The organism is Roseinatronobacter sp. S2, assembly GCF_029581395.1.
Taxonomy (GTDB): Bacteria; Pseudomonadota; Alphaproteobacteria; order Rhodobacterales; family Rhodobacteraceae; genus Roseinatronobacter.
Map to the genome: position 1 here is coordinate 877781 of NZ_CP121113.1, position 22519 is coordinate 900299.

General features: G+C 57.7%; 14 protein-coding genes. 10 read left to right on the forward strand and 4 right to left on the reverse strand.

Annotated features, from left to right (window positions below):
- Positions 1 to 256: 256 nt before the first annotated feature.
- Positions 257 to 1120, reverse strand: coding sequence for a helix-turn-helix domain-containing protein (locus P8S53_RS04160; RefSeq protein ID WP_277805905.1), 864 nt, complete (start codon positions 1118 to 1120; stop codon positions 257 to 259).
- 99 nt (positions 1121 to 1219) lie between these two features.
- On the opposite strand from P8S53_RS04160, the gene pobA reads away from it, so the two are divergent.
- Entirely contained in the window at positions 1220 to 2389 is a 1170-nt protein-coding gene (pobA, locus tag P8S53_RS04165; RefSeq protein ID WP_277805906.1) for a 4-hydroxybenzoate 3-monooxygenase, read from the forward strand.
- Between the two features lie 34 nt (positions 2390 to 2423).
- On the opposite strand, the gene P8S53_RS04170 is transcribed toward pobA, so the two are convergent.
- Positions 2424 to 3044 (reverse strand): SH3 domain-containing protein, encoded by a 621-nt coding sequence (locus P8S53_RS04170; RefSeq protein ID WP_277805907.1) that lies wholly within the window; start codon positions 3042 to 3044, stop codon positions 2424 to 2426.
- A gap of 41 nt (positions 3045 to 3085) precedes the next feature.
- Complete coding sequence (locus tag P8S53_RS04175) at positions 3086 to 3562, reverse strand: Lrp/AsnC family transcriptional regulator (RefSeq protein WP_277805908.1); 477 nt, start codon at positions 3560 to 3562, stop codon at positions 3086 to 3088.
- Between the two features lie 209 nt (positions 3563 to 3771).
- On the opposite strand from P8S53_RS04175, the gene P8S53_RS04180 reads away from it, so the two are divergent.
- The 3 genes from P8S53_RS04180 to P8S53_RS04190 all read left to right on the forward strand — a co-directional run bounded on the left by P8S53_RS04180 (position 3772) and on the right by P8S53_RS04190 (position 7531).
- Complete coding sequence (locus tag P8S53_RS04180; protein WP_277805909.1) at positions 3772 to 4578, forward strand: ferredoxin--NADP reductase; 807 nt, start codon at positions 3772 to 3774, stop codon at positions 4576 to 4578.
- Between the two features lie 239 nt (positions 4579 to 4817).
- Positions 4818 to 6284 carry an ATP-binding protein gene (locus P8S53_RS04185; RefSeq protein ID WP_277805910.1) on the forward strand — a complete coding sequence of 489 codons (1467 nt, stop codon included), beginning with the start codon at positions 4818 to 4820 and terminating at the stop codon, positions 6282 to 6284.
- A 269-nt stretch (positions 6285 to 6553) separates the two neighbouring features.
- Positions 6554 to 7531, forward strand: a complete 978-nt coding sequence (locus tag P8S53_RS04190) for an aldo/keto reductase (protein ID WP_277805911.1) — start codon at positions 6554 to 6556, stop codon at positions 7529 to 7531.
- On the opposite strand, the gene P8S53_RS04195 is transcribed toward P8S53_RS04190, so the two are convergent.
- Complete coding sequence (locus P8S53_RS04195) at positions 7508 to 8410, reverse strand: GntR family transcriptional regulator (protein WP_277805912.1); 903 nt, start codon at positions 8408 to 8410, stop codon at positions 7508 to 7510. The genes P8S53_RS04190 and P8S53_RS04195 overlap by 24 nt on opposite strands.
- Positions 8411 to 8526: 116 nt before the next feature.
- On the opposite strand from P8S53_RS04195, the gene P8S53_RS04200 reads away from it, so the two are divergent.
- From P8S53_RS04200 to P8S53_RS04225, 6 genes are all read left to right on the forward strand, one after another.
- Entirely contained in the window at positions 8527 to 9552 is a 1026-nt protein-coding gene (locus tag P8S53_RS04200) for an ABC transporter permease (RefSeq protein ID WP_277805913.1), read from the forward strand.
- Positions 9553 to 9586: 34 nt separating this feature from the next.
- A complete protein-coding gene (locus tag P8S53_RS04205; protein WP_277805914.1) occupies positions 9587 to 10525 on the forward strand; it encodes an ABC transporter substrate-binding protein in 939 nt (312 codons plus the stop codon).
- Between the two features lie 57 nt (positions 10526 to 10582).
- Entirely contained in the window at positions 10583 to 11359 is a 777-nt protein-coding gene (locus P8S53_RS04210; RefSeq protein WP_277805915.1) for an ATP-binding cassette domain-containing protein, read from the forward strand.
- Entirely contained in the window at positions 11356 to 12366 is a 1011-nt protein-coding gene (locus tag P8S53_RS04215) for a zinc-binding alcohol dehydrogenase family protein (protein WP_277805916.1), read from the forward strand. Before P8S53_RS04210 ends, P8S53_RS04215 begins: the two co-directional genes overlap by 4 nt.
- A gap of 47 nt (positions 12367 to 12413) precedes the next feature.
- Positions 12414 to 13880, forward strand: a complete 1467-nt coding sequence (locus tag P8S53_RS04220; protein WP_277806675.1) for a UxaA family hydrolase — start codon at positions 12414 to 12416, stop codon at positions 13878 to 13880.
- 228 nt (positions 13881 to 14108) lie between these two features.
- Positions 14109 to 22400, forward strand: a complete 8292-nt coding sequence (locus P8S53_RS04225; protein WP_277805917.1) for a CAP domain-containing protein — start codon at positions 14109 to 14111, stop codon at positions 22398 to 22400.
- Positions 22401 to 22519 lie beyond the last annotated feature (119 nt).

The following is a 22519-nucleotide window of genomic DNA, read 5'->3' on the forward strand; positions in this document are numbered from 1 at the left end:
CACTTGAGTATTTGCAAGGCGCGGAGCAAAGGCCGCAGGCCGCCGCGCCAGCGGTGGGCCGTCCCGCGGCCTGCCGATTTGGCCAGCGACATGCCAAGCCATTGAACACAGGAATATGCCGCCTGCATAAACTGCATCCCTCAAACGCCAGATGGGCAGACCCCGGCCCACCGCTGGCGCGGGCTTTACCCATGCCCCAGCTTCAGCAAAAGTTCAGAACCGATCCCCTCTGCGGCCGCCATCTGACGCGATGGGCCTATTGCTCCAGCCTGCGCCGGTATGCGCCCGGCGACATGTTCGCAAAGGCCCGGAAGCGCCGGTTGAAATAGCTGGGGTCATCATATCCCAACCTGTGGGCAATGCTTTGCGCGCTCATCCGGGTATAGGCCAGAAGGCGGGCGGCTTCACGCATCAGATGGGCCTCGATCATGGCCTGCGGGGACAGCCCTGTGTGCTGTTTGCACAACCGGCCCAGATTGCGTGTCGACATACCCAGTTCGTGTGCATAGCGCGACACTGCCCAATGCGCGTTGGCATGCACGGCAATCAACGACTGGAATTTGGTAATTCTGGGGTCGCTGCGCTTCAGATCGGCGGCAGGCGGTATGCCTTGATCCCTGAACAAGGTGCACAGAATCTGCCCCAACACGCAGCGCAACTCTGTGCTGCGAAAACGCTCGTTGCCCGACCAGACATCAAACAGCCGCATAAAACTGTCATGAACCGGTGTGCCAGGGGTGAATGCCGCAGGCGCTTGCAAAATGAATGCCAGTTCCGCCCCATCGGCCAGAAATTCCGGAAAGTTCTGCACAGGCAGGCTTAGCACCCACCCTTCCGTTCCCGCCGAAAAGTCGAACCCGTGAACCGCAGTCGGCGGCAGGCACAGCGCTACGGGGGGAACAAGGCTGCGGCTTTGCCCTTCGGCATGAAAGGTGATCTGGCCGGATAGCAACAGAAAGATCTGCAACAAATGTGTGTGCCGGTGCGGTCTTATCTGCCAGTCAAGCCCTGCGGCACGGTCAATTATGCGCTCCATATGCACCAGATCAGGGAATGGTGCGCGTTCGCCATACAAGTGCCAGGCGGGTATGTCCTGTGTCGGGTGTGTTTGGGGTTGCATGGCGTAATAATACCATAAATGGCCTTACTAATCCATTCCCGTTGTGATGCCCGCGTATAATATGAGCATCAGATAAAGAAATTAAGGGAAGGATGTTTCATGCGCACGCAGGTTGCCATCATCGGGGGTGGGCCGTCGGGGTTGTTGCTGTCGCAACTGCTGAACAAGGCGGGAATTGGGACTGTTGTGCTGGAACGCCAAAGCCGCGCGCATGTGTTGTCGCGTATTCGTGCGGGCGTTCTGGAACGCTCCACTGTCGATCTGTTGCATCAGGCAGGCGCTGGCGAACGGATGGACCGCGAAGGGTTCGCACATCATGGCTGTTATCTAGCCAGTGACCAGCAGATGATCCGCGTGGATTTTCAGGAAGCCTGTGGTCACAAGGTCATGGTCTATGGCCAGACCGAAGTAACACGCGACCTGTACGAGGCGCAGGACGCGCTGGGCGCGACCCATATCCACGGTGTCGAGAATGTGGTTTTGCATGACGTAAAGGGGGCCGCGCCCCATGTCACATGGGACAAGGATGGCACATCGCACCGGCTGGAGTGTGATTTCATTGCCGGATGTGACGGGTTTCACGGTGTCAGCCGCCGCACGATCCCGGATGATGTGCGTCGCGAATATGAAAAAGTGTATCCGTTCGGCTGGCTGGGCGTGTTGTCTGAAACGCCGCCTGTGCGCGATGAGCTGATCTACGCCAACCACCCGCGCGGGTTTGCACTGGCGTCCATGCGCAACGAGATGCTGTCGCGTTACTACATTCAGGTTCCCCTGACCGACAAGGTCGAGGACTGGTCCGACGATGCGTTCTGGGCCGAATTGAAAGCGCGCCTGCCGCAAGATGTCGCCGCCGATCTGGTCACAGGTCCGTCGATCGAGAAATCTATCGCGCCGTTGCGCAGTTTCGTGTCCGAACCGCTGCGTTGGGGGGCGCTGTTCCTGTGCGGGGATGCGGCGCATATTGTGCCCCCGACAGGGGCCAAGGGGCTGAACCTTGCCACGTCAGATGTTCATTATCTGTCGCAAGGGCTGCTTTCCCATTACAACGACAATGATCCAAGCGGGCTGGACGGCTATTCACAAAAAGCATTGGCGCGCATCTGGAAGGCCATGCGGTTTTCATGGTCTGTCACCACCATGATGCACAGCTTTCCTGAGCATTCCGACTATGACCGCCAGATGCAGCGGGTCGAGCTTGAGATGCTGGCCACCGACCCGTCCGCACGCAAGCTGTTTGCCGAAGGCTATACCGGCACGCCTTTGTGACGGTCAGTCAAGCGGGCATGTTCCGCCGCAGGGATTATTTCGTGCCAAGGCTGCAACATCCGTTCAGCAATGGCGCGGAAGGGCCTGTCATCAGTGAAATTGACAGGCCAAAGGCAAGATCACTCATGCCATCGTTGCACGCCGCCGGATAGATAAATGCTGTCGCGGGACCATCTGGCCCCGTCAGACGCACCATCCTGCGGAAATCCTGCGCGATCCCGCTGTCTTGCGCGATGTCTATTTCCAGCTCTGCTGGCGGGTCGTTCAGGCTGTCATAGTGCCAGATGCCATCTTCACTATACAGTGACCAGAACGGTTCGGTTCCGAAACACGACAGCCCGACCGGCATGTTGTAATGATCAATCGGCTGACCCTGTCCCTGCATATACCGCATGAACACCCAGCCAGTGCCTTCATTATGGTTCACCAAGCCCCAACGCAGGGTGTTGTTCAACATGATCACTTCCACCCCGGTCGCATCGGGTGCAAAAGTGTCGATAACATCGCTGCTGGCCGACGGTTCCTGCCGGATGTTCAGAACATCGTCTGACGCCACATCGATCACGTTGAACAATTGCGGGTATTCCTGCGCTGACAGCGGCGCCGCCGACGCCAGAATGACGGATACAACAACGGATTGCATTAATCTGAGCATGTTTCACCTTTTTTCAGTCCGGCAGTATGGGACGCGCGCGATCACGCGCCATCATCCCCCAGCGGCAGAATTGTCGTCGCCTTGATTTCTTCCATCGACAATAATGCCGTGACATTGTGGATGCTAACCTCTGATATCAGGGCCTGATAGAACCTGTCATAGGCGCGGGCATTTGGGACGCGCACTTTCAGAATATAGTCAATATCGCCAGCAAGGCGGTGGGCCTCCATCACTTCCGGGCGCGCGCGAACAGCGTGCAGGAACCGTTGCTGCCAATCGGCTTCATGGGCTGCGGTGCGCACCAGAACGAAAAAACAGGCCTCCAGCCCCAGTGCTTCGGGGTCCAGAAGCACGGTCTGGCGCGTGATGACACCGGCTGCGCGCAGTTTGCGCACCCGATTCCATACCGGTGTCTTGCTGGACCCGACTTTGCGCGCAATTTCATCAAGCGACTGGCTTGCATCGTCCTGAAGTTCACGCAGAATGCGCCTGTCCAGATCATCCAGACTGTTTGGCATTGGTCTATTTTCTCCTCAATAAGGGGTCCTGTGGGACAGTTTCCCGAATTTGCATTTTCTTATCCTATGAAATGGAAATATCTTCTGCAACAGGTTATGTGCTGCGGCAATATGCACCGATTGATGTTGACCTTTATCAAGGTGTAAACTGGGATCAATGATTATGCGAGGCAGGACACGCCCCGCCCGCAAACAGGAAAGAGTGCCGGATGGACCAAATCGCACCCGCAACCAAAGCAACCCCGACCTTGCCAGATGCGCAGACCGTCACGTCGGTGACGCATTACACGGACCGGCTGTTTGCCTTCCGGTGCACACGCCCGCTTAGCCTGCGGTTCCGGTCGGGTGAATTTGTGATGATCGGATTGTTGGGGGACAATGGCAAGCCGCTACTACGGGCCTATTCCATTGCGTCGCCATCCTGGGATGAGGAACTGGAGTTTTATTCGATCAAGGTGTCTGATGGACCGCTGACATCGCGCCTTCAGCATATCCAGCCCGGTGACCAGATCATCCTGCGCCCCAAACCTGTGGGCACTTTGGTGCTGGATGCATTGCTTCCGGGCAAGCGGCTTTGGATGCTGGCCACCGGCACCGGCATTGCCCCTTTCGCATCCTTGCTGCGCGATCCTGAAACATGGGAAAAATATGAGCAGGTGGTTGTCATGCACACCTGCCGCGAGCAGGCCGAACTGACCTATGGGCGCAACCTGATCGAAGCCTTGCCTGACGACCCGCTGATTGGCGAGCTGGTGGGCGACAAGCTGCTGTATTACCCCGCGACAACCCGCGAAGACGGGCAGTATACGGGCCGCGTCACCGATAACCTGTCATCAGGCAAGGTGTTTGCGGATCTGGGCATTGCCCCGCTGGACCCCGCCACCGACCGTGCCATGGTTTGTGGTTCGCTGGCGTTTAATCTGGACATCAAAAAGGTACTGGAAGATGCCGGCCTGACGGAAGGCGCCAACAGTTCACCTGCTGAATATGTGGTCGAGAAGGCATTTGTGGACTAACCCGCGTTGGGGGTTATGCAATTTCTGCATACACTTCGGTGATTTGACGGGCGTATGCGTCGTTTTCGGTATGAAATGGTTTGATCCGCAGGCAAGAATAGGCAATCGTGCTTTCAAGTGGTGCGCCATTTGAAGAGTTTTGTTCGGGTTGTTCTTGTCGTCATTGGCAAAGCACCAATGTTATTTTAACTGTGCTGCGTGGGCCAAGTATGCGGAACTCTAATAGATTTCGACGGCGCGTGGCCTTGCTTTTTGAAGGTGTTCTTGAGTATGACGAACAAAGCAATCCGTGGCACTTCAATTCCGGCCTGATACTGGGCATCGTCGCTGCAAGCGCGGCCCTGACGACCCTTCTGTGGTCTATGTTTGCCAGTTGGCTGCCATGGGATGTGACACCTGGCATGATTGGCGTGGCCACACTTGCCGCGGTATTTGTTTCCGTGGTTGTGGCGACCCCTGCCGTGCTGTTCGGGTATTCCCTTGTTGAACGCATTCTGGCCGTCAAGGCCCAGTTGCGCCGCGCGTTGGTGGCTGCGGATGTGGCCAATCGGTCAAAAACCGAATTTCTTGCAAATATGAGCCATGAAATACGCACCCCTCTGAACGGGGTCTTGGGCATGGCGCAAGTGCTTGAAACCACCGAGCTGACACCAGAGCAGCGCGCAGCCCTTACTATGATTGGCGAGTCTGGTGAAGTGTTGATGGGGATCATTGCCGATGTCCTTGATCTGGCAAAAATCGAGGTCGGTGAAATTTCACTGGACCCGACTGCGCAACCTGTTGCGAAGCCTATTCGCGATATGGTTGAATTGTTTCGTGCGCGTGCTGTTCAAAACGGGACAGAGTTGCGGGTTTGCGTCGATGCGACAGTGCCGGATCTGGCTGTGTTTGATTCTGTCAGGGTCCGGCAGTGTCTGGCCAATCTGGTGTCGAATGCCGTCAAGTTCACATCGGATGGTCACGTCACTGTCTTGGTCTGTGCAAAGGCGGAGGGGGCAGGCTGGGCAATCTCGATAACTGTTACGGACAGCGGTATGGGAATCGACCCTGCCGTGCAGCAGCGTTTGTTCAAGCCCTTCGAGCAAGCGGATGCAGCGACGGCGCGCCGCTATGGTGGCACGGGGTTGGGGCTGGCCATTTCGCGCAAGCTGGCGCGCCTGATGGGCGGTGATATTACGCTGACATCTGTGCCCGGCGAAGGGGCGAGTTTTGTTTTTACATTCGCCGCTGGCACGGTCACCGAATCTGCCTCGAAACCAAGGATATCGCAGCCACTATTTGCGGCGCAAGAACGGCTGCTGGAAGGGCGCACCATCCTTGTGGTTGATGACAGCCGCATCAACCGCCATGTTGTTCTTGGGCTGCTGAAGCCACTTGGGCCACGTTGTCTGGAGGCCGAGAACGGGGTTGCTGCGCTTGAAATTCTGTCGCGAACAAAAGTTGATGTCGTGCTTCTTGATATGCAGATGCCGGTCATGGACGGGCCGCAAACGCTAAAAGCCCTGCGTGATCTTGGCGGGCCGATGGCGAACATTCCAGTGATTGCGCTGACTGCAAACGTCATGAGCGGCCGAAAGGCTGATTATCTGGCGCGGGGGTTTCAGGGCTTTCTGGCCAAGCCGCTGAACAGGGCCGAACTTCTGGCCGAAATCAGCGCGGTGGCGGGGTGGCAAATCGGGCCTGCCATTCAAACAGACCCACGCTGACGCTATAAGAAAATAAGGGTCAGACCCAATAGCCATGCAGCACAAGCCGCCACGTTAGGCGTGATAGAACTGCGCCCTGTGCGGTGAAAATCGCATGGTTGCACTTCATGCGCGCATGTGTTCAAAATAATAATAAACAAGCATAAGAGCATATTGCCATGTTACGCACGCTAATTGTTCAATTTGGAACCAGCAGGTTCCTGCAAGCGCATGCCGATGTGTTTCTGGCCAAAGCCGCGCATTGACGCTGAGTTAAAAGGGAAAATGTCATGAAGACCACAAGGATCGGGCGAACCGCTGCCAAAGTGACCGATATATCATTTGGCTGTGCAAGCATCGGCAATCTGTATCGCGAAATTTCTGAAGACACTGCGCAGGCGGTCCTTAGCGAAGCATGGGATGCAGGTATCCGCTACTTCGATACGGCCCCGCATTACGGGCGTGGTCTGTCCGAACAGCGCCTTGGGCAGTTTCTGGCGGGGCGGTCAGGGTTTGCACTGTCCACAAAAGTGGGGCGCGTTCTGTCCCCTGCAAGCGCACCCATTGCTGCCGCTGACGGGTATGTCAATCCGGCGCAAAACGATGTGCGCTATGACTATTCTGGCGACGGGATTGAACAAAGCCTTGAGCAAAGCCTGAAGCGGCTGGGTGTTGGCCGCATTGATATTGTTTATGTGCACGATCTGGGAACCTACACGCATGGCGCGGGAAATGCCGCACATATGGAAGCGTTCCTGGGGTCGGGCTATGAACGCCTTGTCCGGCTGAAAGAAGCGGGGCGTATTGATGCGTTCGGGCTGGGGGTCAATGAATGCGAGATTTGCCTTCAGGTCATGGATCATGGCCCGATTGATGCAATCCTTCTGGCGGGCAGGTTAACGTTGCTGGATCGCAGCGCCGAGGACCAACTGGTGCCGCGCTGCCGCGAGGCGGAAACCAGCCTTGTTCTGGGCGGGATATTCAATTCCGGCATTCTGGCGACAGGGCCGGTTGATGGCGCAACATATGATTATGGCCCGGCCCCGCAGGAGGTTCTGGACCGTGTGGCCGTGTTGCAGGATATCGCCGCGCAGGCAGGTGTTTCGCTGGCGACACTGGCGCTGCATTTTGCGCGCAGACATCCGGCGGCAAGTTCGGTCCTTCTGGGCACTGCCAAGCCCGCGACATTGCGCCGGAACCTGGACGCGCTTGAACAGGACCTGACCCCGCAGGCACAGGCGATACTAGCCAAGGTCATGATGCCGTAGCGATGACAGCAATGTTGATTTCGACGTCCTCAGATGGCGGCGCGCGGCATCTGTCGCGCGCTGCACATCGCGTGCTTCTATCGCGTCAATAATGGCCAGATGCTCGTTTATGGCGGCAAGGTTGCGTATTTTCTCATGCGTTTTGTCCCACATGTAATGGTAGTGGAAAATCAACGAAATGACTTTCTGGAACTCGGCAATGAAACGATTGCGCACAACGGAATTGATCGCTTCGTGAAAGGCCTCGTCCAGTTTCGAAAATTCGTGAAAATCGGTTTCAATATTGGCGCTCAGGTCCAGATGCGCGACACGCAGATCGGACAGTCGCTGCCATATCGGGTGGTCTACCGGGGCCTCAACGGCTTTCGCCACGGCATCCAGCTCCAGCACCAGACGAAAATCCGACAGCTCGACCGCAAAATCCTTGGTAAAGCCGCGCAGCATCCAGCCGCCCTTGGGGCGACGCGCCACCAGTCCAAACCGGCTGAGGCCCGCCAGAAATTCTTTCAATTCGTGCTGTGCAACCTCGAAATTGCGCGCCAGTTCCGCGATGGACAGCGGTGTTCCGGCAGGCACGTCGAACCGCAAAATCCAGTCCAGAAAGCGCTGTTCAAGATGCTCGCGGCCATCGGCGCTGTCGGGCAGGGCAATTCTGTCGTCCTGCACGGGGCTGCGCAACAAGTGCTTTTCGCGACCATTCCACGCAATTACACCCAGTTCGGACAGGCGCGACAGGCAGCGCCTGACAACCGTTCGGCTAACACCTGTCAATTCGCTTAGGGTGGTTTCTGCCGGCATCTCGGTGCCGACGGGGTGGGTGGCGCAAAAATCAAGCAGCCGGTTATAGGCTTCGCGGTAGCGTGTATCCCTGCGGGCCATAATGCTGTTTCCTGCTGCAATTTTGTATTTGTTCAAAATTATTAAAAACATTTGACATGCGCAAGTGTGTTGTTCATGGTATTTAATAATTTAATGCAATCCATCGAGGGGGAGCGATGTCGGATGCGAGCAAGCCGTGGCTGGACGCGGGTGACTGGAAGTTGATAATCGCGCGTGACCGGATGCACCGTGCATCGGCGTTGCTGACGCTGGTGTTGTTGGTGGTCGGGTTCTCGATGGCCAGTGCGTCCTTCTTTTCGGTGAATAATGGTCTGACAATATTGTTGCAGACATCGGTTATCGGCCTTCTGGGGATCGGCCTGACGCTGGTTATCATTACGGGCGGGATTGATCTGTCTGTGGGGTCGGTGCTGGCATTGTCTGGCGTTATATCCGGTTTGGCGGTCAAGTTTGGTGTGCCGGTTGTGCCTGCAATGTGTGCAGGTGTAATGACGGGGGCCGCGTGTGGCGCGTTTAACGGCTTTGTCATTACGAAAATGCGCATTCCGCCCTTCGTGGCCACACTTGGCATGATGCTGATTGCCCGCGGCGCGGCGTTGCAACTGACCGGTGCTGCCCCGGTTTCCCGTCTGGGAGAGGCATTTGGCCGCCTTGGCAACGGTGCATTGTTCCGCGTGATTGAAATGCAGCCCAACGGCTTTCCGCGCGTGGTTTTCCCCGGCATCCCCTATCCCGCAATTCTGCTGCTGGTGGTGGCGATCGTTGCGGCCTATGTGCTGCGGCGGCGTCAGATCGGCCGGCATATCTATGCCACAGGGTCCAATGAAGAAGCCGCACGATTGTCGGGCGTGAATGTCGATTGGACAAAGATGTATGCCTACACGATGTCCGGTGCGCTGGCGGGGCTGGCGGGCAATGTGCTGATGTCGCGCCTTGTGACGGCCCAGCCCAGCGAAGGTGTCATGTATGAACTTGATGCAATCGCGGCTGCGGTCATTGGCGGGGCGTCCTTGTCCGGCGGGGTGGGCACGATTGCGGGCACCATGATCGGGGCATTTATTATCGGAATTCTGCGCAATGGTCTGAACATGTCCGGGGTCTCGGCGTTCATCCAACAGATTGTTATCGGGTTTGTCGTGATCGGCGCAGTCTGGATCGATCAGGTCCGAAACAGGCGCTGATGCGCCTAATTTTATCAACGGAGGAGGAAGTGAAATGAAAATGCTGAAAACAGGTCTGGCCGTATCAGCCATCGCACTGGCCGCAGGAACGGTTCAGGCAGGAGAGATTGCGGTGATCGTGAAAACGACAAACTCCAATTTCTGGCAAAACGTGAATCTGGGGGCGCAATCCGCCATCGAGGGGCAGTCCGAACACACGCTTACATTCGACGGGCCTGCATCTGAAAGTGCAATCGGCGATCAGGTCAATATGGTTGAAAACGCAATCAACCGCGGTGTTGCCGGGCTGGTTCTGGCCCCTTCGGACCCGGACGCATTGGTGCCTGCCGTGCGTCGCGCCTATGAAAGCGGCATTCCTGTCGTGATTATCGACAGCGCCCTAGGCGATGACGCAGAGGGCAGCTTTCAGGCCTTTTTGTCCACTGACAACTGTGCCGCAGGTGAACAAGTCGCGCAGCGCATGATTGACGAGGCAGGAACCACCGGCAAGGTCGGCATCATGTCTTATGTCGCGGGTGTCGGGTCGGAAATTGGCCGCGTTGGCTGTTTCTCTGACTATCTGAGCGAAAATTCCGAGTTGGAGATTGTTGGCCCGCTGTATTCGCAAAGCCAGATGGCCAATGCGTTGAACCAGACAACCGACATGCTTGCGTCGAACCCTGATCTGGTGGGCATTTTCGGCGCGAATGAACCCACCGCCGTGGGCATGGGCCGTGCGATCATTCAGGCGGGCAAGGCCGGTGATTTGGTGGCGCTTGGCTTTGACGGGAATGAAGATCTGCAGGAATTCGTCCGCGATGGCGTGTTGACTGCAACCGCAGTGCAAGGGTCCTTCGCGATGGGCGAACTGGGCGTGCAGGCGGTCATCGACATTCTGGCTGGTGAAGCGGTTGAAAGCTTCATCAATACGGGCGTTGTCATGGTCGACAAGGACAATGTCGATTCCGATGAGGCGCAGAACGTTCTTTATTGACCTAAACCGGGGGCCGCAGTCCGGCCCCCGCTTCTTCACGATACGAAGGGCATAACCATGTCACAACAGCCTTTGGTCGAAATGATCGATATTGAAAAGCACTTTGGCGGGGTGCGCGCTGTCGACCAGGTCTCAATCAAGCTGTTCGAGGGCGAGGTCGTGGGGCTTTTGGGCCATAACGGGGCAGGTAAGTCCTGTCTGATGCGCATTCTTGCAGGTGCTATGGTGCCCAGCAGTGGTGAAATCCATGTGAATGGCGCCCCGGTGCAGTTTGCCGAACCCAATGATGCCCGCGCCCACGGGATTGAAACAATTTACCAGACCCTTGCGCTTGCCGACCATCTGGACGCGCCAAGCAATCTATTTCTGGGCAGAGAGCTGAAAACCCGGTTTGGCAATCTGGATGATGCGGCAATGCTGCGCGCCGCGCGAGAAGTTCTGGCGCGGCTTAATCCGAATTTCAAGAACCTGCGTGACCCTGTGTCCAGCCTGTCAGGGGGGCAACGTCAGGTGATCGCCATTGCAAGGGCCATCTATTTTGACACAAAAGTGCTGATCATGGATGAACCGACCGCAGCACTTGGCCCGTCAGAAACGGCGATGGTCGCAGACCTTATCTTGCAGTTGCGTGCCGAAGGGATTGGTATTTTTCTGGTCAGTCACGATATCCATGACGTATTTGATCTGTGCGACAGGGTCGTGGTGATGAATAAAGGCCGCGTTGTCGGCGCGCATGCCATTGGTGATGTCAGCAAGGATGATGTCCTAAGCCTGATCGTCAAGGGGGAATTGCCCGCCGATTGGGCTGCCCGCAATCTGGAAGGCGCGCAATGACGGACGCGATGGCAGAAATGATGAATTGCGGTGTCTGCACCGAACCGGGCCAGTTTCGTGTCGAATCCCGTCCACGTCCGGCCAAGGCCCCGGATGGTTGGGTGATGGTGGACATTGCCGCAATAGGAATTTGCGGCACCGATTATCATATATTTGAAGGCAAACACCCCTTTTTGAACTACCCAAGGGTGATTGGTCATGAATTGTCGGGCCATATTGCCAGCGGGCCTGATAAGGGGCAACTGGTGGTTGTGAACCCCTATGTGTCCTGCGGGAAATGCCGGGCCTGCCGACGCGGCAAACCGAATTGCTGTAGCAACATACAAGTGTTGGGCGTGCATCGCGATGGCGGAATGTGTGCCCGGATCGCTGTGCCTGCGGGCAATCTGTATCCCGCTGACGGGCTGACGGCGCAACAGGCCGCAATGGTCGAATTTCTGGCAATCGGTGCCCATGCCGTGGCGCGTTCAGGCGTAGCCAAGGACGATCTGGTGCTGGTGACAGGGGCAGGGCCTATTGGTCTGGGCACGGCGCTGTTTGCGCGCTTGGCGGGTGCGGATGTGCACATTCTTGATATAAGCGACAAACGGCTGGGGCTGGCGCGCAGGTTATGCGGGTTCGAAAAACTGTATCAACCGCAGGATGATATCCTGACCGGCGAATTGTCAGAGGGGTTTGACGTCATATTCGATGCGACAGGCAACCGCGAGGCAATAGAGGCGGGTTTCCCGCTTTTGGCCCACGGTGGCAGCACCGTGCTGGTCAGCGTGGTCAAAGATGATATTCGATTTTCTGACGCCGAGTTCCACAAGCGAGAGGCCCGCATCATCGGCAGTCGCAATGCCTTGCGTGAAGATTTTGATCGCGTTATTGCCGCAATACGGCAAGGCGATATTCCGACCGATGCGCTGATTTCGGGGGTGGTGGCGCTTGCCGATCTGCCGTCGCGTTTTCCATCCCTCGTCCATGACCGTGATGATATTGTAAAGATACTGGTGACCCCGTGACAGACAAGCTTCATGCCGCTTTGCGCCTGCACACGCGCGACAATATCATGGTTGCCCTGAAGCCGCTAAGCACCGGTGCGATGGTTATGGCGGGGGTCACCGCACAAGAAGCTGTCCCGTCAGGGCACAAGATTGCCATCCGCGCCATTGCAGCGGGCGAGCCGGTGTTGAAATACGGCCAGATCATCGGCGTGGCCAGTCAGGACATATCTGTGGGTGCGCATGTGCATGTCCATAATCTTGGCATGGGGGCGCACAGGCAGGATTATGGCTTTGGCAGTGCTGTGGTTGCGTTGCCTGCGGCAGATACGCCTGCCGAATTCCGCGGCTTTCATCGTCCATCAGGGCGGGTGGGGACACGGAATTATATTGGCATTCTGACATCGGTGAATTGTGCGGGTTCTGTCGCGCGGTTCATTGCCGAAGAATGTGAACGGCAGGGCTGGCTGCGTGAATTCCCCAATGTCGACGGGATTGTCCCCATCGTTCACGGCACCGGCTGCGGCATGTCCGGCAAGGGCGAAGGGTATGACACGCTGTTTCGCACGATCGCCGGATATGGCCATAACCCGAATTTCGGGGCCATCCTTATGGTGGGCCTTGGGTGCGAGGTGATGCAGATACCTGACCTGATCGACAGCAATTCGCTGAAGGACACCGCGCGCTTCCGGTATATGACGATCCAGCAGACAGGCGGCACGCGCGCAACGGTCGACAAGGGCGTTGCCATCCTGCGCGATCTGGCCGCAGAGGCAAACAAGGCCGTCCGGCAGCCAGCGCCTGCCGCGAAGCTGGTTCTGGGCATGCAATGTGGTGGCTCTGACGGGTATTCGGGGATTACGGCGAACCCCGCGCTGGGTGTGGCGTCGGACCTGTTGGTGCGGCACGGTGGCACGTCCATTCTGTCCGAAACATCAGAGATTTATGGGGCAGAACATTTGTTGACCCGCCGCGCCGACGAACCCACAGGGCGCAAGCTGATTGATCTGATCACTTGGTGGGAAGATTACACCGCCCGCAATTTCGGGGAAATGGACAACAACCCGTCGCCCGGCAACAAACGCGGCGGCCTGACCACGATCCTTGAAAAAAGTCTGGGTGCGGTGGCCAAGGGCGGTGCCGCGCCGCTGTCGGCGGTTTATAAGTATGGCGAACCCATTGACCGCGCGGGTTTCGTGTTCATGGACAGTCCCGGCTATGACCCGTGTTCTGTGACAGGGCAGATCGCCTCTGGTGCGAACCTGATTGCGTTTACAACGGGGCGTGGCAGTGTTTCGGGCTATCGTCCGGTGCCCTGCATCAAGATTGCCTCGAATCCAGACCTGTGGCGGCGGATGGAACCCGATATGGATGTCGATTGCGGTGAAATCCTGTCAGGTGTGACGCTGGAACAAAAGGGTCAGCAAATCTTTGAAATGATGCTGCGCGTCGCATCTGGCGAAGAAACGAAAAGCGAAGCGCAGGGCTTCGGTGCCGTTGAATTTGTCCCCTGGCAGATCGGGGCGGTGATGTAGGCTGGCTGTGGCGGAAAACACAACCGCACCGCGACTGGCCCTGCACAGCCCTAAGGCCGTCACCCCCATGTAGCCAATCCAACAAGGTCTGGCCGGACATTGTTTGGCACAACCGGACAGTTCAACGAACAGATACTCCATTGCAGGAAATCCAAAGCACACGACGAATCGCCTCTTTACCGGCGCGTTGTTAATCGGCTAAGATTTGCGAATTGGAGTATATATATTATGAGTAACTTTACTGATCTGGATCAGCTGTTTCTTGAATATGTGAACCGCGCAAGGCTGGACCCTCTACGCGAGGTTGACCGATTGCTTGCAGATACGGGCGTGACAGACAGCAATCTGCGCGCATCACTTGAAGATCTGGGCGCTATTGGGTTGAACCGCGGTCTGGCCGCCGACACCGTTTCAGGGCTGGCGCTGCAACCCTTGGCCCCTGAAGCGATGCTGCGCGATGCCGCATTGGGGCATTCAGACTGGATGCTGGATGCAAATATCTTCAGCCATACAGGGCAGAACGGGTCATCCATTGCAAACCGGATCGAAGCCGCCGGATATTCACTTGCAGCCCCTGCCGGTTGGGGTGAAAACCTGTCATGGCAAGGCACCTTCCCGAATGCCATCAACATGCAAGCCGCTGTTATCAATCATGCGGCGGGGCTGTTTGACAGTGACGGACACCGGCGCAATATCCTGACAGAATGGTTCCGTGAAACCGGCGTTGCACAGGTTGAAGGTGTGTTCACCCATGACGGCACGGACTGGAACGCGTCCATGCTGACGCAGAAATTCGCGATGTCGGGCACAGACGTGTTTTTGACCGGCGTGGTGTATTCTGACAAGGATGAGGATGGCTTCTATTCGCTGGGCGAAGGTGAAGGCGGTGTTTTCATCGCGGCCAGTGGCGCCAGCACCTTTTCTGCAAATGCGGGGGGGTATGCGCTGGCACTTGGTGCCGCGCCGGATGTAGCGATCACCCTGACCTGGGGCGAAATTTCCATTGGCGTGCAAGTCGATCTTTCAGCGGGGAATGTGAAACTGGATCTGGTTGCCGGTTCGGACGATTCGCTGCGGTTGCTGTCATCGGGCAATCTGGTCCTTGGCGCGGGTGCCGAGGCGGCGCAGCTTCTGGGGGCGGCTGATCTGTCCTTGCAGGCAAATGATAGCGGGAACCTGTTGCTGGGCAACTACGGCGACAACACGCTGACGGGCGGTGCTGGCAATGACACGCTGCAAGGCGGCGCGGGCAACGACACGCTTGATGGTGGTGGCGGGGTCAACACTGCGCGGTTTTCGGGCAACCGGGCTGACTATGACATTATAACGGATACCGGAACAGGCATCACCACTGTCACCGATCTGCGCGGGGCGGGCAGCCCACTGAACCCGCATGACGGGACCAATACACTTCACAACATTCATCAAGTAGAATTTGCCGATCAGGTTTTTGAATTGACAACCCCGGACGGCACTGGCGGAGTTATACCAATGGCAACAGCATTTACGATTACGGGTTTCGGCTTCAGCATGGCCGAAGGCACCGGTCAGGTCACCGACATCACCGGCCCTGCAACATTGGCGCTTAGTTTCACGCAGGCCGCGCCGGTCATCAGCTACAGTGCAATAGCGGCGCCAAGCGGCGGGCCGGTTGCGATTGAATTTGGCGGTGATGAACCGATATTGAGCACCCTGAACAATGGCCTGATTGTCGGCGACCCCGAGATATTGATCGCGGCCCTGCAATGGAGCGAGGGCGGCACGCCACGCGCCACCGACGTGCTGATCCTGAATTATTCGGTGCAGGAACAATATATGTTCGTTGTCGGTGGCGACCCGCTGCCCGCATCCATGACACCCGCCACGCTGGAGAGCATCATCGCGCAGGCCAACACCGCTGGCGTCACCTTGCCCGATGCCGGTTCAAACTTCCCGCCCGATGCCCCGATTGCGCTGACCGGCCTTGCGGGCTGGAACGCAGTGGATACCAGCACGCTGCACACAACGACCATCAGCGGGTTCAGCTTTACTGAAGACGATAGTCATGGAAATGGCTATCCGAATGCCCTGCCCAGCACCCTGTCGGTGACCTTCGCAGATGCAGGCGCATCCCTGATCCATGAAATTATCGGTCTGGATAATGACACGGGCGCTGCATTCGTGCGCATCAGTTTTGACGAATTGCCGCTGGAATTGCGCCTGAACGGCGAATTGCTTGGCGATGAAGATATCGACATTCTGGCGGCACGCATCGTGTCGGATGGCCAGACCTATGATGTTTTGATTATTGATGATTTGGTCAATGATCGTCAGCATGTGCTCCAACTTGCCGGATCACCCTTGCCGGATGGCGCCGACCCCGCAGCGGTGACCGGTTTCTGGGCGGGCGTTACGTCATTCAGTGCGATCACCGATGGCCCTGCCGCCGCTGGCACACCAATCCTGCTATCCGCCATTCCGGGGGCTGTCACGGTGGTAATGGACGGGCCAACAGAACCCGAGATTGAACTGACTGCAATCACCCTGACAGGCATCAGTTTCAATCCCGATGATAGCAATTTCGACGTTCAGACAACGCAACTAAGTGTTGCCCTGCCATCGCCTGATACGATGCTGACTTATACCCAAGTGGGCATCGTGGAAGAAAATGACTTCGGCGGTGCAGGCTTTGCTTTGGTTGAATTTGATTTCAGCGCCCCACCCTTGGGGCTTACTTTCGGCGGGCTACAGCGCGATTTCGATGATGGTGACTATTCGTTGGAAATGGCGCGCTTCGTCACCAGCAATGGCACCCATGATATTCTGTTTATCGACGATTCCGCGACGGGCCGACAATATCTGTTCCAATTGGGCGGTGACCCGCTGGCGATTTCGAATGACGCCCAATTGCTGGATTTCTTTGGCACTGTCAGCACCATTGACCCGATTCCTGACAGCGATCCGCTGGGGCAAGGGCAGCCGATTGCGCTGGGCAATGTGCAGGGCGCTATGACAACGCCGATCGTGCCGTATACCGTGGCCGGGTATCAGATGGTGTATAACACGTCGATTTCTTCGGAAAACGCGCAATCCATCGCTGGGGCGGAAATGACCATTCTGGCACCAGCTGACAATGCGACATTCTTTTACAACGATATTGGCCCTGTCCCAGACGGGGGTGGCTCGTTGGTGACGCTGTCGTCTACGGGGCCGTTCTTTGTGCAGGTGGCGGGGTTGGACAATCCGCTGGCCTTGCAAACGCAGATCGTGCGCCTGACGGACGGCAATGGCGTAAGCTATGACATTCTTGAATTCATCAATGAAACGGGCGCATTTACCAATCTTGATTTCTTTTTCCAGATCGGTGGGCCTGCACTGGAATTCGCGGATGTGGCTGCGTTCAACGCCTTTGGCGACACAATCACAAGTTATGACTCGATCCCGCACGGCGACCCGCTTGGCCCGGATACCCCGATTGCACTTGCCGGTTTGGGGGTATTGACGCCCCCCGCGCCAGAGCCTGTGACAGGCACCGGCGATCCGGCGGTCATCACCTTCAGCGGCTACCGCATTGACGAGGATGAGAATGAGGTTCTGCTGGGTTATGCGCAGGTGGAACTGTCAGTGGCGCTGCCCGTCGATGATGCCGTGTATTCCTATGAAATATTCCCGGGCTGGGATGATGATGACACGGGTTTCGTCGATATCTTCGGGCCAAGACCTTATGAAGTTCTGATTGACGGGGTTGCAGCCCGTGTTGGCTTTAACTTCGAATTTGAGCGGATTACGGTTGATGGCATATCCTATGATCTGATGGTTCTGAATGACCTTGGACTTGACGGGTCGATGTTCGTTTTCCAGATTGATGGTGCGACGCCGCTGCCCTTCGCCTCGCTCCAGGATATTCAGGACTTTGTTGACGCCGCCGAATCCCAAGACGGGTTCAGTCCCATCCCACAAAGCAGCCCGTTCGCGGAAGGGTCGGACTTCACCTTCCTCGACAGCCCCTATGCAACAGCCGACACTGATCCGGCCCTGATTTTCGGGGGCGATACCTTTGTCGGGCCGCCCTCATGGGGTGTGGGCCGTGGCGCGGGCGCGGTTGGCAGCATGACGGTTGTCAACGGTCAGCAAGAAATTTTAGGCGCGGATGGAACAGGCGCAGGCCCGTTTCTAAGTGTGGGGCGCGGGGCAGATGCCTTCGGCACGCTGACCGTGGCCGGACCCGGCAGCAGCGTATCGCTTGTTGCGGGCGGGGGCACCACATTGGCGGCAGAAGGCGCATCTGTCAGCATTGGCCGTGATGGTGGCACAGGCAGCTTGCGTGTCCTGGATGGCGGCAGTTTCAGCATTTCCGACCCTGTGGGCACCACCGCCGGACCCAACTTCGACGGGAATGAACTGCTATGGGTCGGGCGCGGGCAAGATGCGTATGGCTATATCGATATTGATGGCGGCAGTTTTGTGCATTCGGGCACTGGCACAATCGCGGCCTTTGGTCGTCAGGGTGGTGACGGGGTTCTGAATGTCACCAATGGCGGAACCTACCGCCAGCAAACCACATCGGATGATGATTTTACGATGTTGTCGATTGGCCGCGATGGCGGTTACGGAACAGCCTATATCGGCTATGGGCGCGTGACGGTTCAGGCGGGCGATACTGGCGACGGCGTGATTGAAATCGGCGTGAACAGTGGCGCCCAGTGGGATCCGGCTGGCCGTGTCTACATCACGGGTGATGGCAGCAACGCGCATGGCTTGATGATTACCGGCGGCGCGAACAGCCCGTTTGTAGGACTGAATTTTGGCCGGAATGGCACTGCCGAGGCAGAAATTTATGGCGGCTATCTGGGTGTTCTGAACCGTGGTGTCACCTATGATGATGATCTGAACCAGATCGATTTGCAGGGCTATGGTGGCGATGCAGAAATGTCCGTGGGGCGCGACGGGGGTTTTGCCCAGATTTGGGCGGAAGACGAGTCTGAAATTTTCGTGTTGGGAAGTAGTGCCGCCCGCATGTTCATCGGCGCAGGACAGGACAGTCAGGGCGAGGTGTTCCTGTCCGCATCACAGCTGAACGTGTTTTCATGGAATGGCGTAGCGGGCCTTGAAATCGGCACATGGGATGGCGGAACCGGCTTGCTGTGGCTGGACGACGGGTCCGAAGCCGATATTTGGGGCGGATTCGACGCCTATGTGAATGTCGGGCGAGGTGCGGGCAATACCGGCACCCTGCAAATGCAGGGCAGTCACCTGTTCATAACTGCGGACACGGGCTATGCCACCATGAATATCGGCCGCAATGGCGGTACGGGCGATGTTCAGCTTGACGACAGCTTGATTGTTATAATGGCCCGTGGTGACGAACCCTATGCCGCGATCGGGCGCGATGGCGGGACCGGCACCCTGAGTATATCGGGCCAATACGGTGCTGACCCCGATGCCGTGCATGGTTTCGTCCTGATGGGCGGCGCGCAAAGCCCGTTTGCGACAGTCGATGTCGGGCGCGGTGCGGGCGGGATGGGCACGGTCACTGTAAGCGGTGCTCAGTTCGGGGTCCTTAACCATGGCGTGCGCTACAGTTTGTATGCAGACCCGGTCGATCTTGACGGGGATGGCGGGCGCGCGAATATCCGCATCGGGTTTGATGGGGGCACAGGTATTCTGAATGCCGATGACGGCAGCCGCATCTTTGTCGAAGGCGGCAGCGACGGCGCGGCCCTGCTGGTCGGCGAAGTGGGCGGCACGGGCACCGTCAATCTGGAAGGTGGCGACTTGCTTGTCGAGGGCCGCGAAAGCCATGCCTTCCTTGGCATTGGGCGCAATGGCGGCACTGGCACCATGACGCTGTCTGATGGCGTGTCTGGTCTGGTCGAACTGCTGGACGGTTCGGCAGGCTATGGCGAGGCCAGCATTTCCGTTGGTGATCAGGGGAACGCGCAAGGTGGCGCTGGCACCGGCAGCCTGACGATTGAAGGGATGCAGACCGGACTTTCGGTTGCAAGTGCGAAATACGCCAACCTGTATGTTGGCGGCGGTGAGGGCGGCGCCGGAACCGGCACAGTGATTGTGCGCGACGGGGCCACGCTGTCCTATGAAAGCGCTGAACATCAGCAGCTTAACATTGGCTATAATGGCGGTACCGGCAGCCTGCTTGTTGAAACGGGTGGCGCAGTCACGTCATTGGTGACGGGTGCAGGGTTTGACAGTTTCATGCTGATCGGCACCGAAGGGGGCACTGGTGATGTCACTGTCGATGGCGGCACCCTGAGCATTGTTGCGGAAGATGGCAATGCAGGCATTCGCATCGGCACGCGCTGGACCCATACGCTCGACAACACCGGCACTGGCAGCATCGTCCTTGAAGGCGGCGCAAGCGCCCTGATTGAGGGCAGCGTGACCAGCAACTTCTGGGTTGGCGGGTTGGACGGCGGCAATGGCACTGCCATAATCCGCACTGGCGCGGAACTGTCGTTGACCGGTGATGAACGAAACTCGGTCATTGTGGGTGGTGTCTTCGGCAGCGTCGATATGCCCGGCGGCGAAGGGGAATTGACCGTGACCGGCGCAGGTTCCGCCATATCTGGCGCAAACCGGCTGATCGTGGGTTATAATAACGGCACCGGCACTATGACCATCGAGGATGGTGCGACGGTCGAACTGGTCGGATCGTCTGCGGTGACAGATGCGTTTGTTGGCATCGGCATTCCCGCTGATACCGGCAATGGCGGCACAGGCAGCGTGTTGGTCGAGGGCGTTGGCAGCGTGCTAAGCGTGCGCGGCACCGATGCAGAAATGTCGGTGGGCGAAGGGGCTGGCAGCACAGGTGCGCTGTCGCTGTCGTCTGGCGCGCAGGTTCATCTGGAAGCAGGCGTTGGCGGGCCAGTGGGCGATACGGGTGCCTTGTTGATCATTGGCAGCAACGGCGGCAGCGCGCAGGTAACGGTCCACGGTCAGGACACGCAGCTTTCGGTCACGCAGGGCAATTCCGGCGCTGATGGTGGCGCAATTCGCATTGCGGCGGGCGCGGGCGGCAGCACGGGCTTGCTGCATGTGTCAAACGGGGCGACTGTGCTGGCCAATGCGGTGGAAATCGGCGGGGCCATGGCAACGCTGGGTGTGCTGCATCTGGACTATGGCACAGTGACGACACCGGGCAGCACCAGTGTGTTTGAAAATGGCTGGCTGGGCGGCAATGGCACCATCAACGGGAACCTGAATGTGACCGCGGGGGAATTCCGTGTCGGGGATTCTTATGATGCAGATACTGGCGTGTTCACGCAATCCGAGGGGGTGATCACGGTCGTGGGCGATGCCAGCTTCGGCGCATCGCTGGCGGCGTTCGAATTCGCTTATGGCCATTCGGACCTGCTGAATGTGTCCGGCGCGCTGAATTTCGACGGAACCACGATCAATGTGGACTATCTGGGTTTCACCGATCTGGCACAAAGCGGCGTGGAAACCATGCTTGCGCAGGCGGGCGGTGGGATTACCTTGAACGGGGTAAATCTGACCAGTTCCATTGACGGGCTGGACGGGGCCGATCCGGCGCTGGAGCTGCGCGCAGATGGCACGGAATTGTGGTTCATCTCTGGCGCGGAATTGCCACCACAGACAGGGCAGGCGCTGACACTGACACAACTGGGCCAATCGGGCACGACCATCACCTATGCCATCAGTATCGATCCGGCGCTGGTCAGTGGCGGTGTGTTGCAGGACCTTGACCTGACGCTTGATTTCGACAGTGACCTGATCGGCTATGTGCCGGGCAGCATTTCGGGTGGGTTTACGGCTACGCCGGGGTCATTGGTGATTTCGGGCAGTGATCTGAACATCACTGATCTGGGCCAGCCTGTCGTTACATTCGACATGCAACTGACCAGCATTGCGGGGGGGCGCAATGTCAGCTTTGATCTAAGCAGCGTCAGCGTGAATGGTGTCGCAATGGAGGACCAGACAGGCGAGGACGCGTTCGGCTTCGCCTATGATCCTGCTTTCTACACGCTGGGCGGTCTGGTCGAATTGCGCGATGTGCGCGCCACACCGTCCAGCGCTGAGGATACGGTCGTCACGTTTACCGAAACGGGCGGGACGCAACATCAGGCAATGCTGGCGGCTGATGGCACGTTCAGCTTCCTTCTGGAAGCGGGCACAACCGGCGATCTGTCGCTGGTGCGGGACTATAACGCGCCACCCTTGGGGCCGGACAAGGCGCTGGGCATTCAGGATGTGCTAAGCATGTTCCGTATGGTCGTGGGGGTGCCAGGTCTGGACGTTGATGACACTGACATTATTGCAGGTGATTTCAACGATGACGGTGTGGTGAATATTCAGGACGTTCTGGCGCTGTTCCGGCATGTGGTGGGCGTGCCGAATGCAATTGACCCCGAATTCATCTTTGTCGATCAGGATAATCTGCCAAGCGCCAGTTTGGGCAATGTGCCAGTGCGTGCGGATAGTTTCGAGATTGGCGCGCTGTCGGCGGATGTGGACATGTCCTTCCTTGGCATTCTGTCAGGTGATTTGCAAAACCACCTCTGACACGGATATTTTGCAAGGGCGGGGGTTGATCCTGCCGCCCTTGGCCTGCGCGCCGTTCGCCCGAATGGGGGCCATCATCTGTTGTTGTGATTGCGCATCGGCACGCAGGACGCCAGCCA